Genomic DNA, 16053 nt, shown 5'->3' on the forward strand with positions numbered 1-16053 from the left:
GTTAAAATGTAAAATCGCCGGAGGCACTAATATATTTCTGGAGGTCTATGTAGAATGACTTTTTTACCTTTTCAAATTGATTTAAAAGACAAAGTCGCTGTAGTAACAGGCGGAGCAGGAATCCTTTGCGGTCAATTCGTTGACGCTTTGGCTGCTTGTGGCGCAAAAGTGGCTATCCTGGATCGCGACTTAGCAAACGCAGAAGCAAAAGCAGCATCCGTTACAGAAAAAGGCGGAATTGCAATTGGTGTAGCTGCTGATGTACTTAGCAAAGAAAGCTTAAAAGCTGCTCATGAGGTTGTGCTTGAAAAATTTGGACCTTGCGACATTTTAATTAATGGCGCTGGAGGAAATCATCCACTTGGAACAACTACAAAAGAGTATTTATACGCTGAAGACATCAAAGAAAAGTTAGATGATACTATCACTTTCTTTGATTTGGATCCACAAGGAGTTCAATTTGTATTCAACTTAAACTTCTTAGGTACATTACTACCTTCACAAGAATTTGCTTCAGACATGATTAATCGTAAGGGCGCTACAATCATTAATGTTTCTTCCATGAATGCGTACACGCCATTAACGAAAATTCCAGCATACAGTGGAGCAAAAGCAGCTGTAAGTAACTTTACTCAATGGTTGGCAGTTCATATGTCAAAAGTGGGTATTCGTGTTAACGCAATTGCACCAGGGTTCTTCGTTACTGCGCAAAATGAAAAATTATTAAAAAATGAAGACGGTTCTTATACAGAGCGTTCTGAAAAAATCCTTCGCAACACACCGATGGACCGTTTCGGGGAAGCAGAAGAGTTAGTAGGTACAATGCTGTATCTAGTATCACATGAGGCTTCAAGCTTTGTTAACGGAGTTGTCATCCCAGTTGATGGTGCATTCTCTGCATACTCAGGTGTATAAGGTAAAAAAGTGAAGTTAAAGGCATAAGAGGTGATTAGATGTTACAAAAATTCGAAGTGCTTAAAGAAATGCGTGAAGGCTATGTAGTAGCTGTAGTTCGTGGAAACACGAAAGAGGAAGCTGTGGAAATTGCAAAGCAAGCATTTAAAGGTGGTATTCGCTCGTTAGAGATTACTTTCACAACACCAGATGCTGCGGAAGTAATTGCAGAACTTGCAAGCCTAAAGGAAGAGGGCATGATCATTGGTGCAGGTACTGTGCTTGATGACACAACTGCTCGTATTGCCATCATGAAAGGTGCACGTTACATTGTGAGTCCACATTTTGACCGTAATATTTCCTTAATGTGTAACCGCTACTGTGTACCATACTTACCAGGTTGCGGATCTGTAACAGAAGTGCTGGAAGCAGTAACCTATGGATCAGATGTTATCAAGATGTTCCCAGGAAGCTTGCTAGGTAAATCCTTCATTAAGGACGTACACGGGCCACTTCCACATGTTCAAATGATGCCATCAGGTGGCGTGAGCAAAGATAACTTAGCGGATTGGATCGAAGTAGGTGCATTCGCTGTAGGTATCGGAAGTGCTTTAACGAAAAATGTAAAAGATGGTGACTATAGCAGTGTGCAAACGACTGCAAGAGAGTTTATGGACCATCTAGAATCCCTTAGGGGTTAATCATAGTTCTTCTTTGCATTTGTTCGGCACTGAATGAATGCGAAGAAGATTATTTAGATTTGTATATGAAGGAGGGACAAGTGAATGAGTTCATTTATCCATGAGAACTTTATGTTGAAAAATGAAACTGCTGTGAATTTATACCATAAATTTGCAAAAGATATGCCAATCTATGATTATCACTGTCACTTATCTCCAAAAGATATTGCTGAAAATCGTAAATTTAATAACATCACGGAACTATGGCTCGAAGGTGACCATTATAAATGGAGAGCAATGAGAGCACATGGAATCTCTGAGAAGTACATTACTGGTGATGCTAGTTCAAAGGAGAAATTCGAGGCTTGGGCTAAAACAGTTCCATATACTGTTGGAAACGCTTTGTATCACTGGACACATATCGAGTTGAAAAATTACTTCGGAATCGAAGAATTATTAAACGAACATACATGGGAAAGCATTTGGGATCGTTGCAATGAATTGTTACAGCAAGACGATTTTTCTGTTCGTGAACTTATTAAACGTTCAAATGTAAAAGTAATAGGTACTACAGATGAACCGACAGACGATCTTATGCATCATGCGCAAATTGCTGAATTACCAGATTTCCCAGTGAAGGTTCTTCCATCATTCCGTCCTGACAAAGGATTAGAAATCAATAAAGCTACTTTCGTTCCATTCGTGGAATTACTTGAAAAGGTAGCTAATCAATCATTAGCAACTTATGCGGATTATATTGCGGCTCTATTAAATCGAGTACAATACTTCCACGAAAAAGGGTGCAGAATTTCTGACCATGGTCTTTCTGAGGTTCCATTTGCTGAATTTGAAGAAAGTGAACTAGATGCAATTTACCAAGCTGGACGTAACGGACAACCTGTAAGCATAGAGGATGAAAATAAATTCAAGACGGCCATTTTGATTGCTCTTGGTAAGGCCTACACAGATAGAGGCTGGGCAATGCAAATTCACTTTGGTGCTATCCGCAACAACAATACAAAAATGTTCCAAAAGTTAGGACCTGATGCTGGATTTGATTCGATCAGCGACCAAGGCGAAGTAGCAGCACCATTAAATGCTCTACTAGATGCACTAGAAATCAGAGATTCTCTTCCAAGAACAATTATTTACAATTTAAATCCTGTTTATAATGAACTAATTGGTACAACAATTCAAAACTTCCAAACAAACGAAGCTGGAATTGCAGGTAAAATCCAATTTGGTTCTGGTTGGTGGTTTAATGATACAAAACCAGGTATGATTCGCCAATTAACAGCTTTAGCTGATCAAGGATTATTAAGTCACTTTGTAGGAATGCTGACAGATTCACGCAGCTTCATCTCTTACAGCCGACATGAGTATTTCCGTCGTATCCTATGTAACTTAGTAGGTACATGGGTGGAAGAAGGAGAGCTTCCAAACGATGAAGCATTACTTGAAAAGCTTGTAACAAACATCTGCTTTAACAACGCGAAGAATTATTTTAATATAGATCTTCAATAATTTTTAGGAGGAAACACAACTATGGAAATGAGTTTTCGTTGGTATGGAAAAACTGATTCTATCCCATTAGAATACATTCGCCAAATTCCAGGCATGAAAGGAATTGTAACAGCTATCTATGATATCCCTGTTGGAGAAGCTTGGCCAATGGATAAAATTGAAGAGCTGAAAAAAACTGTGGAAGATGCTGGTATGCATATCTCTGTTATTGAAAGTGTACCTGTACACGAAGATATCAAGATTGGTTTACCAACTCGTGATAAATATATCGAAAACTACAAAACAACTTTACGTAATTTAGGAAAAGCTGGTATTCCAGTTGTATGCTACAACTTTATGCCAATCTTTGACTGGACACGTACAGATTTAGAATACCGTCTTCCAGATGGTTCTACAGCACTTATCTTCGAAGAAGAAGTTGCGAAGAAAATGGATCCATTAACAGGAGAACTTTCATTACCAGGTTGGGACTCCAGCTATAAAAAAGAAGACTTACAGCAATTATTTGATCACTACAAAAATGTAGATCATGAAAAGCTATGGGAAAACCTCGAGTACTTCATTAAAGAAATCATCCCAGTTGCAGAAGAAGCTGGCGTGAAGATGGCTATCCACCCTGATGATCCTCCATTCGATATCTTTGGATTACCACGTATTATCACAAACAAAGAAAACCTTGAAAGATTTGTTAATCTATATGATAGCCCTAACAACGGCTTGACTATGTGCAGTGGTTCCCTTGGATCTCATCCGGAGAACGATTTCCCTGAAATGCTTCGTTACTTCGGTAAAAAGGATCGTGTTAACTTCGTACATGCCCGCAATGTGAAATTAACAGGTGGTATGTCATTCGAAGAAAGTGCACATCCATCTGAGTATGGCTCTGTTGATATGCACGAAGTAATTAAAGCTATGGCTGACTTCAACTACACTGGCCCTATCCGTCCGGACCATGGAAGAATGATCTGGGGAGAAACAGGTAAACCAGGATATGGTTTATATGACCGTGCCCTAGGAGCAACTTACCTAATTGGTTTGTGGGAAGCAGAAACTAAAAATAGAAAATAATTTACCGTAGCTTTTGCCTAACTGGATTGTGACTTTCTCAATTCAGTTAGGCCTTATTTTATAGAATGGTGAAAATGGAGGACTTACATTGAAAGATCAAATTTCAGAATTCGTTAAAACAAAGAATTTTCTAGTTTGCGTCGATTCCGATGGCTGTGCAATGGATACAATGGACGTGAAACATATGAAATGTTTTGGACCAAAAGTAATTGAAGTATGGGGTTTAGAACACATTGAAGAGCGTTTCATGAAATTGTGGAATGATATTAACCTTTATACAAGATCAAGAGGAATTAACCGTTTTAAAGGTTTAGTAAAAACAATAGAAGATTTAGCTGCAGAAGGAGTAGAAATGCCGGATATCTCTTCTATTAAGCATTGGGTAGAGACGACGAACGAACTTTCTAATCCTTCATTAGAGCGTGCTATTGCAGAAACGAATGATGAACAGCTTAAGAAAGCTCTGCAATGGAGTAATGAAGTAAACAAAGCAATTACAGAACTAGAAGATGCAGATGCACCATTTGAAGGAGCAAAAGAAGGTCTTGCTGCAGCAGAGAAAGTTGCGGACGTGGCAATTGTATCCTCTGCAAATGGAGGGGCTGTAGCAGAAGAGTGGACTAGACATGATCTAGCACCACATGTCCAAGTAATGTTAGGACAAGAAGCTGGAACAAAAGCTTACTGCATTGAGCAATTAAAAAAATTCGGCTTTGAGAACGAGCAAGTACTAATGGTTGGGGACGCACCTGGTGACTTGCAGGCTGCTGAACAAAATGGTGTATGCTACTATCCAATCCTTGTTGGTAAAGAAGCATTCTCATGGGAAAGATTTAGAAATGAAGCTTTAACTAAGTTTACAAATGGTACATTTGCTGGTGAATATCAGGAACAGCTTATTAAGGAATTTTATGATAACTTAAAATAAGAGCCTTCCTACAATTGAAAGATGAGGGAACTTCCCGACTCACATAACAGAAGTTCTAATTGGGAGAGAATTTATCCATGCTTTCTGCGAATCAAAACCGTTAATAGAATTGAACGCTTCAAGCTTTTATTGAGCTTTGAAGCGTTTTTTTATTTGAAAAGAAACTGCAAAGAATATAGTGATATTTATACATTACTTAAATATTGAAAGGAAATATTCCAGAATTTTCAGTAGCGATTAATCCATCAGAACCTCGAGGGTTAAGATATCTTTATTGTTAATAATCCTTTGATATCTTTTTAGGAAACAGGGTATACGTTTAGGGAGAGATATTACGAATAAAGGAGCTGGAATGATGTCAGATAAATTATTTACTGCAAGTGCAACAGCTTTGGGTGGAAGAGAAGGAAAAGTACGCTCAGATGATGGGGTTATTGAACTGGATACAGCTATGCCAGGTACACCAAGAGCTAAGCAGCTAGAGAACGCTACAAATCCTGAGCAGTTATTTGCTGCGGGATATGCAGCTTGCTTTGATAGCGCATTACAGTTAACAGCTAGAAAGGAACGAGTACAATTCACTTCAGAGGTTACGGCCAATGTAAGCCTTTTAAAGGATGAAACAGATCAAGGCTTTAAGCTAGCTGTAGTTTTGCAGGTAAAAGGGACGGATATAGAGAAAGACCAATTGGAGGAATTAGTGCACAAAGCACACCAAGTTTGTCCTTATTCTAAGGCAACTAGAGATAATATAGAGGTTAAACTAGAAGTGGTTTAAATGGAAGGCCTATAAGGGGAATGCCTCTTGTAGGCTTTTTTGAGGTTGATAATTTTTTCTCATCTTTCTTCTATTAAATAACTGCTTTACTTTTCACGCAGTTCAAATCGCAACCATTTAAATTTGTTCTTTTCCCTTTTAACCCATCTTTCATCATGTAATAATCATATGAAAGTGATTGATTATCTTAAGGAGGAAGAAATGGATAACCATAACATTCAAAACAAAAAGGCATGGGAATTTAGAGCATATGAATTTTGGAATAAGAGATATGGTTCGCCAAGAGAGAAAGCAGAGCAAATACTGAAGGCTCCAATAGTTCAGTTAAAAAAGCATGCAAAGTATTTTAATGATAATATCCAAGGTAAGCGTATAGCAAATCTTTGTGGCTCTAATGGTCGTAAGGCAGTTCCACTTTCTCTATTAGGTGCAAAAGTTACTGTCTTTGATATATCAAAAGAAAATAAGAGATATGCCTTAGAACTGGCGAGTGAAGCAAACACATCTATTGAATATGTGGTTACTGATATCTATGAAATTGATCTCACAAAGTATGGGAACTCATTTGACATTCTGTACTTAGAGGGAGGAATATTACATTATTTCCATGATATAAACAAATTGATGAATATCCTGTTTACTTTGTTAAAAGATGAAGGTGTAATGATATTAAGCGATTTTCATCCATTTAGAAAATGTATTGTCAAAAAAGAGAATGCCTTTGAACTAGAGCTGAATTATTTTAATGAAGATATACAAACTGGTGAGGTAGCTTATAAACATTATTTTGATGAAAAGGAGCAGAAGGATTTCCCTGATGTATCTATTAGATTATACACATTCAGCGAAATACTGAATGCTATTATCTTTTCTGGCTTTAGACTTCAAAAAATGGAGGAACATCAAGGCTGGAATGGTGAAAATATTCCTTGGGAGTTTACGATCGTCGCTAGTAAATAGAGATAGAATCTGGCTTTTAGCATAAATCCTCTTGTAATGAGCAAAATTAACTCATGCAGGAGGTGAATGAAATTTGGGAAAGAATAGTAAGGAAACATTAAATAAAAGAACGCATAATCCTTTTCATACCTTTAAAGAATTACATCATAATAAGACAAGTCACAACCATAATCCTGAAGACAATGTAGCTGAGTTTGCAGAAGAATTTGATTCGAAGCTAAAGAATAAAAATAACAAGACGAATCACGATAAAAATCAGCAATCGAATAAAAAATAGAAAGGAGAAGCAATATGAAAAACCAGAGACCTCCACATGAGCAGCTCACGACAAAGGATAATGGATTGACTTCTACACAGGAAGTCCTTTACCAAAAAGAATTTAAGCACGCGGATAAAGCCGTGAAGAATAAAAAGCACAAAGATAGGTAAGAAATTACTGCTTCAAGCTTAGCTTGAAGCAGTTTTCTACTTTAATCCTCACTCATTTTCTTCTTAAATACCATAACTGCTATTACTAGTATTGCAATTCCATATCCAAGCACCCACCAAATATGAGGAAAAATAGCTTGATAATTTCCACTAACTGCAGCTTTTCCCATGTCTACTGCATGCACAAAGGGTAAATAGTAGGCGACGGTTTTAAAGAGTCCACCTACTAGGTTGAGATCAAACCATGCACCTGAAAGCCATGCAGTTAGATTCGTTAGTAAAGCACCACATATAGCGGTAGCTGCTTTTTCACTGAAGACAGTTCCACAAAATAAACCAATTCCAATAAATAAGATAGAAGTGGGGATTAATAACAAAAGTGCAATCAAGAGAGAGGTGGATATGTTCATGCCTAATATAATCGCTACCGAAAAGCAAACAAGACCTTGCAATAATGCCATAGGAAGTAACGGCAATGTATATCCTATAATATAATCCCTCGCCGTCAAAGGAGTGGTAAAAAGTCTTGTTAAAAAGGAGCTAGATCTGTCTTTAGCCAGGATTTGTGCAGAAAATAAAGACAAAAAAGATAGACTAAAGAAAGCAATACCAGGTGTCAAAGACTCAATATTAAATAAATCGGTTGGGATGTTTTGATTAATTGCTGTAAGCAATAAAAGCAATATGATTGGAAAGCATATACCGAAAAAGAGGGAAACGGGATCTCGTATTATTTCTTTTGTTGTTCTGCTTGCAAAAACAAGAGCTTTCATTGGCTATCTCCCTTCGTTACATAATACACGAACGCATCCTCGAAGCAAGAAGTGCCTGTCTTATCTACCAATTCTTTCGCACTCCCTAAAGCCTTCACTTGTCCGTCTTTCAAAATGCATATGCGGTCTGAAAGAGTCACTGCCTCTTCAAGGTAATGAGTGGTCAAAATAATTGTGGTAGATTCCTTTAATTTTTGGATAGATGTCCAAAGCTCTCTTCTAGCTAATATATCTAGTCCTAAGGTTGGTTCATCTAAAAATAAAATCCGTGGCTCACTTATTAATGCCATACCGATACTTAGGCGTCGTTTCCATCCTCCTGATAAGGTTTTGCTTTTTTGGTGTTTAACCTCCTGTAAAGAAAGCTTTTCCATCACTTTCTCTGTTTTTTGCGCTATCTCTTCTCTTGAAAACCCATATAAGCCCGCCATGAGCTGCAAGTTTTCGAGGACAGTTAAATTGGGGGCGATTGCAGTTTCCTGCGGGGAGACAGCAATCACTTTTTTTACTTTTTGGGGTGCTGTTTTTATGCTATTACCAAATAAAAAAGCGTCACCACTACTAGGCTTTGTAATACAGGATAGCATGTTAATAAGTGTTGTTTTACCCGCTCCATTTACTCCAAGCAAGGCAAGAAGCTCTCCTTCCTCGATGGTAAGAGAAAGCTGATGCACAGCGACTTTTGCTTTATACTTTTTCGTTAGGTTAACTACTTCAATTGGATTCGTCATGCTTGTTCTCCTTTTTACCGCCCATCATTGCCATATTAAAGAAGGGCTTCATATAGGTCTCCGGAATGATTGCTAATCCACGTTCTTCATCGCCTACGATGACGAGCGTATTTCCGGGATGTATATGAAAGAGCTCTCGAGCCTTTTTGGGTATTACTATTTGTCCTCGTTCTCCAACAGTGACCGAACCAAAAAAATGTTTCCCTTTCGGTGGTATTGGCAATCCTAGCCCTTCATCCTTGTAGTGAACTAGGCTATCAATCGATATATTATATAGCTTAGCTAATTCCATACAATGGGTGAGGTCAGGAATAGAATCGCCTTTTTCCCATTTAGCAACAGCCTGTCGTGACACGTTTAAATGTTCCGCGATCTCTTCTTGGGTAAGTTGATGCTGAGAGCGAAGCATTTTAAGATTCATACTTATCATACTTTACCTACCTCCTAATCTTATTATTCCTTGAAAACTGGTCAATTGTCTAGCAACCAACTGTAACATCGATGTTATAGTTGGTTGCTAAATATTTGTATAGAGACTTATTTCTTATTTATACATCTTGTCTACTTCATCTTCATACATTAGAGCATACCCGAAAAGGGAGTGGTGGAGATGTTTATAGTAAAGAAAGGAACCATCATTTTGGTGGGAAGTTTTCTTATATCCATTGGCATTAACCTTTTTTTAGTGCCGTATAAGGTGTTAGACGGTGGAATTATAGGAGTAGCTTTAATTTTAAACTACCTATGGGATTTAAAAACGGGTGCAACGATTATCTTTTTTAGCATCCCCATATTTTTAATTGCTTGGTTTAAATATCGTAATTATTTTTATAATAGTCTTCATGGGATGATTGTTTCTTCCTTATTTATTGACCTTTTGAAGCAAACAAACCCAAAAATATATTTCGAGGCAATACCAAGCGCAATTGTTGGTGGAATTCTAGTCGGCATAGGTATTGGGCTGATGCTTCGTTATGAAACAAGTACAGGAGGCACTGACTTAATTGCACAATTTATCTCTGACCGAACAGGAGTAAATGTAGGCATTAATATTTTCGTGATTGATTCATTAGTGGTAGTAGTAGGAGGCCTACTTCTTTCAGAAGATACTTTTTTTCTTTCTATCATTACCATTCTCTCTGTGGCGTTGACAACCAGCCTGTTAACCCGAAAGGTAATACAGAAACCAATAACCCATTGATTAAAAGGACAAGTTTTTAAAAGTATTTATTTATTGCTATTCATCTGTCAGAATATTAAAATAAAATAACTAACAACTAGAAGGGGTAGATAAATTGAAAACAATCTTTACTAACGGAAAAATTTATACGTTTAATAAAAATGAGCCTTTTGTAGAGGCGATAGTGACAAACGGAGAAAGAATAGAAGATTTAGGATCTTACGAGGATATGAAGCTGGCATGGGGAAGAAGCGGCACAAAAATAGTAGATTTAGGAGGAAAGACTGTTCTTCCAGGTCTCATTGATAGCCATTTACATATCTCTAGTGTAGGAATTAACTCGCTGGAGCTAGATTTAACTGGTGTAAAGTCGAAGGACGATTTGCTTCAACGTATAAAGTTTAAGGCAGAAACTCTTCGGCCAGGAGAATGGATTTTAGGCAGGGGGTGGGACGAGAATCTTTTTCCTGATAAACAAATACCGATAATAGAAGAGCTAGATTTTGTAGCCCCGGGTAACCCGCTATTCTTGCCAAGAGTTTGTGGACATGCCTTCCTAGCTAATAGTAAAGCCTTTGAAATCGCTGGTTATTATGATGAGTTGCCTATACCATTTGGCGGCACTGTCGTGAAAAACGAGCAAAACAAACCGAATGGTCTTCTATTAGAGACTGCTTCCAACATAATCACTGAGCACATTCCTAAAAAAACCTATTCACAGCTCAAAAAAGCACTAACTGTTGGTATGCAAGAGGCTGTACGTTTTGGATTAACAGGAATTCATACAAATGACCCTACTTATTTTTATGGTGCAAAACAGACGTATCAACTTTTTGACGAAGTAGTAAACAAGGAAGGCATTGGACCTCGCAGCAACCTTTTAATCGATTATCAATATCTAGAAGAGTTAAAGGCAGAAGGTATGTACGCAGGATACGGAAATAACAAGGTAATGATTGGAGCAATAAAGTTTTTTGCTGACGGAGCATTGGGTGGTAGGACAGCACACCTATCGAGAGCATATGCAGATGATCCAGGTAATTTTGGGAGCGCAATTTATGAAAAGGAGGAGCTTTTCCGCTATTTCCAAGATTGCAGAGACGCTGATATGCCAATAGCCGTTCATACTATTGGAGATCAAGCTCTCACCGATGTTCTAGATATATTAGATCAAATGGAGTCTGTAAAATTCCGAGATAGACTTATTCACGTTTCTCTTTTGAATGAAGAGCTGATTCGTAGACTAAAAAGTCCACATAGAATCACCGATTTACAGCCGAAATTTGTGTCCAGTGATTTTCCTTGGATTATCGACCGTATTGGAGAAGAACGAGCTAAACTTGCCTATCCGTTTAAAACGCTACTAGAGGCTGGTGTTATTTGTGCAGGTAGCTCAGATGCACCGATTGAGCCTTTAAATCCGCTACTAGGGATTTATGCTGCTGTTACTCGTCGAAAAGAAGGAGAAACACATGCAGGTTATATTGAAAGTGAGAAGCTATCTATGTACGAAGCAATTGAACTATTTACACTTGGTGGAGCCTATGCAACAAACGAGGAAAAAGAAAAAGGGTCACTGGAAAGAGGAAAACTAGGGGATATGACTGTACTTTCTAAGGATCCATTCACCATGGAAAGTCCAGATGAACTACTAAATACGGAGGTGGAGCAAACAATCATAGGAGGGGAAATAAAATATCATAAATAAAATAGAATAGGAGCTGAGAGAGTGGAACAAATCTTAGAAACAATAGTAGATTGGCTTTGGGGCTTACCATTAATTTTTACGGTATTATTTGTCGGTTTATATTTTACTATTGGAAGTAAGCTATTCCAATTTGGGTATTTGCCCCATATTTTTAAGGAAACGTTTGGTAGACTATTTAGCAAGCGTGATAAATCGGAAGATTCGAAAGGTCTGTTGACACCCTTCCAGGCTGTTAGTACCGCAATAGGAGGAAGTGTTGGAGTAGGAAATATAGGTGGTGTAGCAACAGCTATTGCTATTGGAGGACCTGGGGCAGTATTTTGGATGTGGATAACTGCACTTCTTGGAATGATTACCAAAACAGTTGAAGTAACGTTGTCCGTCTATTATCGAAGCACCGATGAAGAAGGAAATCCATATGGAGGACCTACCTATTATATTCAGAAGGGTCTAGGTGAAGAGAAGAGATTTAAATTTTGGAAGGTACCAGCTATTTTATTTGGGTTTGGTATTTTTACTACCTTCTTTATTACTCTTCAAAACTATACGATATCTGAAGCATTAAGTTCCTCCTTTGATATTGGGATGATTACTGCCTCTTTTATCTATTTGGTTCTTATTTATGTAATTGTTTATGGAGGCATTAAAAGAATCGGGGAAATTGCAGGTCGTTTAGTACCTTTTATGTGTATCTTTTATCTTGTAGCTGGACTTTTTATTATTTTTAAAAACTATTCAGATATCATCCCGGTTTTTGAGCTTATTTTTAATAGTGCATTTAGTGGTAATGCGGCGGTAGGTGGATTCGCAGGAGCGGCTATTGCACAAGTGATCCGTATGGGTGTGGCAAGAGCGGTTTATAGCAATGAAGCAGGTTGGGGAACTTCGCCAATGATTCATTCTACTGCAAAGACAAGTCATCCAGTAAAGCAGGGGATGTGGGGAGCGGTAGAGGTTTTTATTGATACCATCATCGTTTGTTCCATCACGGCGTTTACAATTATCATTACAGGTGTTTGGTCTTCTGGGCTTAGCGGAGCAGAATTAACACTATCTGCTTTTGAAATTGGCATTGGAGAGATTGGCCGTTATGTAATCACTATATCTGTATTCTTATTCGGATTAACCACTTCGACAGGTTGGTACACATATTACGAAATTATACTACGCCATGTGTTTGGTGATTCAGATCAGACAACTTTAAAATATAGGGTGTTATTAGCGTTTAAATGGCTATATCCAATCCCTGGTTTTTTAATGGTTGTTTACGCTGTATACTTTAATATGCCAGGTCAGGCTGTATGGTATTTTGCGGATATTACTACTGCCATTCCTACCTTTGTTAACCTTATCGTCATCCTGATCCTGAGTGGAAAGTTCTTCGAGCTTCTCCGAGATTACAAGGCTAGGTATTTAAACATTGGACAGATTGATCCAAATTTCAGTGTGTTCTATGAGGACAAAATGAAAAAAGGTAAGTAAAAGACAAAGTAGTACAAATAGACAAACTTGAATTTTAAAAATTGATACATTCATGAAAAAGCTGCTCCTAAGATCGTTAGGGCAGCTTTTTTCGTTAAGAGGTTTTCTTTTTTGGCGTTCTTTTTCTGGTTGTTGTTTTTTTCTTTGGCTTTGTTCTATCCAATGAAGCTTGAAGTGCAGCCATTAAATCGGTGACGTTCGATGCTGCAACAGGCTGTTTTGCATCTGTTTCTACTATTAAGGTGTTGTTCTTCTTCTCTTCTATTAGCTCCATTAAGGCCGTTCGATAATCATCCTTATATTTTTCAGGTTCAAATTCAGTTGTTAGCTGATCTACTAATAGTAAAGCTGTTTCTAGCTCCTTTTGAACCACTTCTTGTTCAATAGGGATGTTGGGCACCTCGGCAACTGGGCGAACCTCATCCGGAAAATGTATTGTCTCCATAACGAGCATGTTTTTATATACTCTTACAACAGCAAGCTGTTCCTTTGCGCGAATAATAATCTTTGCTACTCCAATCTTCCCGGAGTCTAAGAGTGCTTTTCTTAAAAGCGAGTAGGCCTTTGAGCCACCACTATCTGGAGCCATATAATAGCTTTTTTCGAAATAAATTGGATCGATTTCCTCTAGCTTAACAAAATCTATAATTTCTACCGCTTTGTCTTCATTTTCCTTGCGCAGCTTTTCCAACTCTTCCTCATCTAAAAGGACAAACTTATTTTTGGAATACTCATATGCTTTCACAATATCTTCATTTTTCACTTCTTTATTACACCCTTCACAAACTTTCTTATAAGTGATGGGCGTATGGCATTCTTTATGGAGCTGTCGAAGCTTAATGTCTTTATTTTCAGTGGCAGCATGGAGCTTTACAGGGATATTAACCAACCCAAAGCTAATGCTTCCTTTCCAGACGGTATGCATATCATTCACGACCTTTTTATCTTACTTTGGAATATTTTTAATGAAATATGTATGACTGACTAGAAAATAATAAAACTAACAGTAAAATGAAGCCAAGAGAAGGCAGGTTTACAAATGAAACCCATGCTATTAACATCCGCAGTTGATATTCCAAAAGGAAAGGATTGGTTATATGAAGTAAAGTATGATGGCTTTCGTTGTATCCTTGAATGGAATCAGGAGATTGTTTTATGGAGTAGAAATGGAAAAAATTTAAACAATATGTTTCCTGAAATTATTCATTTCTGCAAAGAGCTGAGAGATCAAATAGAAGAGTTTCTTCCTTTAAGCCTCGATGGAGAGCTTGTATATCTAACGAATAATTTTAATAGTGATTTCACCAAAGTTCAGGTAAGAGGAAGAATGCGAACGGAGAAGTCTATTTTGGAGCATGTAAATAAGTTTCCCTGTCATTATGTTGTATTTGATATTTTGCAATACAAGGGAGAATTACTAACATCTCTACCATTAAATGACCGTAAGAAAAAGCTACTGCAATTATTTAAAAAGCTTCAGCTTCCTCTTTCTATTTCTTATACAAACCCAGAAAGACTGCAAATGATTGATGTCTTTAAAAATAGTAAGGAGTTATTGGGACAGCTTCAAGCGTCTTGTGGAGAAGGAATGATTGCAAAGCAGCGAGCTAGTGTCTGGACAAGTGGGAAGAGAACAAACCAGTGGGTGAAAATAAAAAATTGGAAGCTTATACATGTCATCTTGACCAGTTACGATAAGGAAAATGGCTATTTTAAGGGAGAAGTTTATAAAGGGAACAAGCTTGTAGAGGTTGTAAACGTAAAAAATGGACTCTCTGAAGAAGAGGAGAAAACGTTAGTACAATTTTTTCGACGTAATGGACGTCAACTAACAGAGAATGTTTGGGATATTGAACCATCTATCTGTATCATTGTCGCCTGTATTGATTTTGATGGGAAAAGCTTAAGAGAACCACGATTTTATGCTTTTGCCTTAGATGTCGATCCACAAACATGCACTTGGGAAAGACTCACATATGATATGTTTCCTATTCCGGAGAGTGTGAAGGTTACCCATCCCGATAAGCCGGTTTGGCCATCGATTCAGATAGACAAGGAAGGTTTCCTATATTATCTGCAGCAAGCTTCGACATACATGCTTCCCTTTCTAAATAACCGACTATTAACAGTCATTCGCTATCCACATGGTACGCTACGAGAGGAGCGATTCTATCAGAAAAATTGGGAGGACAAGTTACCTAGCTATGTAAATACCACAGTTTTCGAGGGAAATCGTTATGTGGTTTGTAATAATATTGAAACGCTACTTTGGCTTGGAAACCAGTTGGCTCTTGAGCTCCACATACCTTTTCAGCTTTATGAAATGGACAAGCCGACTGAAATAGTGTTTGACTTAGACCCTCCATCTGTAGAGGGATTTTCACTAGCAATCGAAGCGGCAATTCGAATGAAAGCGATATTTGATCAGTTTCAGCTGCCCTCCTACGTGAAGACTTCCGGAGGTAAAGGATTGCAGCTGTACATACCACTTCCGGAAAATACGTATTCCTATGAACAAACTCGTATTTTCACTAAATTTATATGTGATTTTCTTGTGGAGCAGGAGCCTAATTGGTTTACCACAGAGAGGTTGAAAAAGAATAGGAATAATAAGCTTTATCTAGATTACGTGCAGCACCATGAAGGGAAGACAATTATTGCACCGTATTCAACCCGAGGAAATGATCGAGGCTTAATTGCCACTCCTTTGCTTTGGGAAGAGGTGAAGGAGGGGTTACATCCAGAGCTCTTTACCATTCCGGCAGTAATAGATAGGATACAAACAATAGGAGATCCTTTTCGTCACTTTCGACAAGATATTGAGCCGGAGCAGTTTCAATCTGTCTTAGAAAAGCTAAAAAATATCATGACAATGTAACTGATTAGGGCTTAAGCTTCAATTTGGTCATCTTATGTTT

17 protein-coding genes are annotated in these 16053 nt (G+C 37.9%); 13 read left to right on the forward strand and 4 right to left on the reverse strand.

Features of this window, described 5'->3' with window-relative positions:
* Window positions 1-54: 54 nt before the first annotated feature.
* The 9 genes from AC1ECF_RS00680 (at window position 55) to AC1ECF_RS00720 (ending at window position 7261) form a co-directional block, all read left to right on the forward strand.
* On the forward strand, window positions 55-915 hold the full coding sequence (locus tag AC1ECF_RS00680) for an SDR family oxidoreductase (protein WP_480387458.1): 861 nt from the start codon (window positions 55-57) through the stop codon (window positions 913-915).
* Window positions 916-953: 38 nt separating this feature from the next.
* Window positions 954-1595 (forward strand): bifunctional 2-keto-4-hydroxyglutarate aldolase/2-keto-3-deoxy-6-phosphogluconate aldolase, encoded by a 642-nt coding sequence (locus tag AC1ECF_RS00685; RefSeq protein ID WP_480387459.1) that lies wholly within the window; start codon window positions 954-956, stop codon window positions 1593-1595.
* An 84-nt stretch (window positions 1596-1679) separates the two neighbouring features.
* Window positions 1680-3098, forward strand: coding sequence for a glucuronate isomerase (gene uxaC / locus AC1ECF_RS00690; protein ID WP_480387460.1), 1419 nt, complete (start codon window positions 1680-1682; stop codon window positions 3096-3098).
* A 21-nt stretch (window positions 3099-3119) separates the two neighbouring features.
* Window positions 3120-4166 (forward strand): mannonate dehydratase, encoded by a 1047-nt coding sequence (uxuA, locus tag AC1ECF_RS00695; RefSeq protein WP_480387461.1) that lies wholly within the window; start codon window positions 3120-3122, stop codon window positions 4164-4166.
* Between the two features lie 88 nt (window positions 4167-4254).
* The gene (locus tag AC1ECF_RS00700; protein WP_480387462.1) at window positions 4255-5094 is read left to right on the forward strand and encodes an HAD family hydrolase; all 840 of its coding nucleotides are present in this window, start codon (window positions 4255-4257) and stop codon (window positions 5092-5094) included.
* A gap of 355 nt (window positions 5095-5449) precedes the next feature.
* The gene (locus AC1ECF_RS00705; RefSeq protein ID WP_480387463.1) at window positions 5450-5872 is read left to right on the forward strand and encodes an organic hydroperoxide resistance protein; all 423 of its coding nucleotides are present in this window, start codon (window positions 5450-5452) and stop codon (window positions 5870-5872) included.
* 201 nt (window positions 5873-6073) lie between these two features.
* Complete coding sequence (locus AC1ECF_RS00710) at window positions 6074-6832, forward strand: class I SAM-dependent methyltransferase (RefSeq protein WP_480387464.1); 759 nt, start codon at window positions 6074-6076, stop codon at window positions 6830-6832.
* A gap of 73 nt (window positions 6833-6905) precedes the next feature.
* The gene (locus AC1ECF_RS00715) at window positions 6906-7109 is read left to right on the forward strand and encodes a hypothetical protein (RefSeq protein WP_480387465.1); all 204 of its coding nucleotides are present in this window, start codon (window positions 6906-6908) and stop codon (window positions 7107-7109) included.
* A 14-nt stretch (window positions 7110-7123) separates the two neighbouring features.
* Entirely contained in the window at window positions 7124-7261 is a 138-nt protein-coding gene (locus tag AC1ECF_RS00720; protein ID WP_480387466.1) for a YfhE family protein, read from the forward strand.
* A gap of 41 nt (window positions 7262-7302) precedes the next feature.
* Here AC1ECF_RS00720 and AC1ECF_RS00725 read toward each other — a convergent pair whose 3' ends face one another.
* Genes AC1ECF_RS00725 through AC1ECF_RS00735 form a run of 3 tightly spaced genes read right to left on the reverse strand, consistent with a single transcriptional unit; the run spans window position 7303 to window position 9195 of the window.
* Window positions 7303-8034 carry an ABC transporter permease gene (locus tag AC1ECF_RS00725; RefSeq protein WP_480387467.1) on the reverse strand — a complete coding sequence of 244 codons (732 nt, stop codon included), beginning with the start codon at window positions 8032-8034 and terminating at the stop codon, window positions 7303-7305.
* On the reverse strand, window positions 8031-8765 hold the full coding sequence (locus tag AC1ECF_RS00730) for an ABC transporter ATP-binding protein (protein WP_480387468.1): 735 nt from the start codon (window positions 8763-8765) through the stop codon (window positions 8031-8033). Before AC1ECF_RS00730 ends, AC1ECF_RS00725 begins: the two co-directional genes overlap by 4 nt.
* The gene (locus tag AC1ECF_RS00735) at window positions 8749-9195 is read right to left on the reverse strand and encodes a helix-turn-helix domain-containing protein (protein ID WP_480387469.1); all 447 of its coding nucleotides are present in this window, start codon (window positions 9193-9195) and stop codon (window positions 8749-8751) included. Before AC1ECF_RS00735 ends, AC1ECF_RS00730 begins: the two co-directional genes overlap by 17 nt.
* 180 nt (window positions 9196-9375) lie before the next feature.
* On the opposite strand from AC1ECF_RS00735, the gene AC1ECF_RS00740 reads away from it, so the two are divergent.
* The 3 genes from AC1ECF_RS00740 (at window position 9376) to AC1ECF_RS00750 (ending at window position 13135) form a co-directional block, all read left to right on the forward strand.
* The gene (locus AC1ECF_RS00740; RefSeq protein WP_480387470.1) at window positions 9376-9966 is read left to right on the forward strand and encodes a DUF6198 family protein; all 591 of its coding nucleotides are present in this window, start codon (window positions 9376-9378) and stop codon (window positions 9964-9966) included.
* Between the two features lie 94 nt (window positions 9967-10060).
* Window positions 10061-11653 carry an amidohydrolase gene (locus AC1ECF_RS00745; protein WP_480387471.1) on the forward strand — a complete coding sequence of 531 codons (1593 nt, stop codon included), beginning with the start codon at window positions 10061-10063 and terminating at the stop codon, window positions 11651-11653.
* Between the two features lie 21 nt (window positions 11654-11674).
* On the forward strand, window positions 11675-13135 hold the full coding sequence (locus AC1ECF_RS00750) for an alanine/glycine:cation symporter family protein (RefSeq protein WP_480387472.1): 1461 nt from the start codon (window positions 11675-11677) through the stop codon (window positions 13133-13135).
* Between the two features lie 94 nt (window positions 13136-13229).
* Here the strand turns inward: AC1ECF_RS00750 and ku are convergent, their stop codons facing one another.
* Window positions 13230-14060, reverse strand: a complete 831-nt coding sequence (gene ku / locus AC1ECF_RS00755) for a non-homologous end joining protein Ku (protein ID WP_480387473.1) — start codon at window positions 14058-14060, stop codon at window positions 13230-13232.
* A gap of 114 nt (window positions 14061-14174) precedes the next feature.
* On the opposite strand from ku, the gene AC1ECF_RS00760 reads away from it, so the two are divergent.
* The gene (locus AC1ECF_RS00760; RefSeq protein WP_480387474.1) at window positions 14175-16013 is read left to right on the forward strand and encodes a DNA ligase D; all 1839 of its coding nucleotides are present in this window, start codon (window positions 14175-14177) and stop codon (window positions 16011-16013) included.
* Window positions 16014-16053 lie beyond the last annotated feature (40 nt).

The sequence above is a fragment of the Psychrobacillus sp. Z3-81 genome, assembly GCF_056620325.1.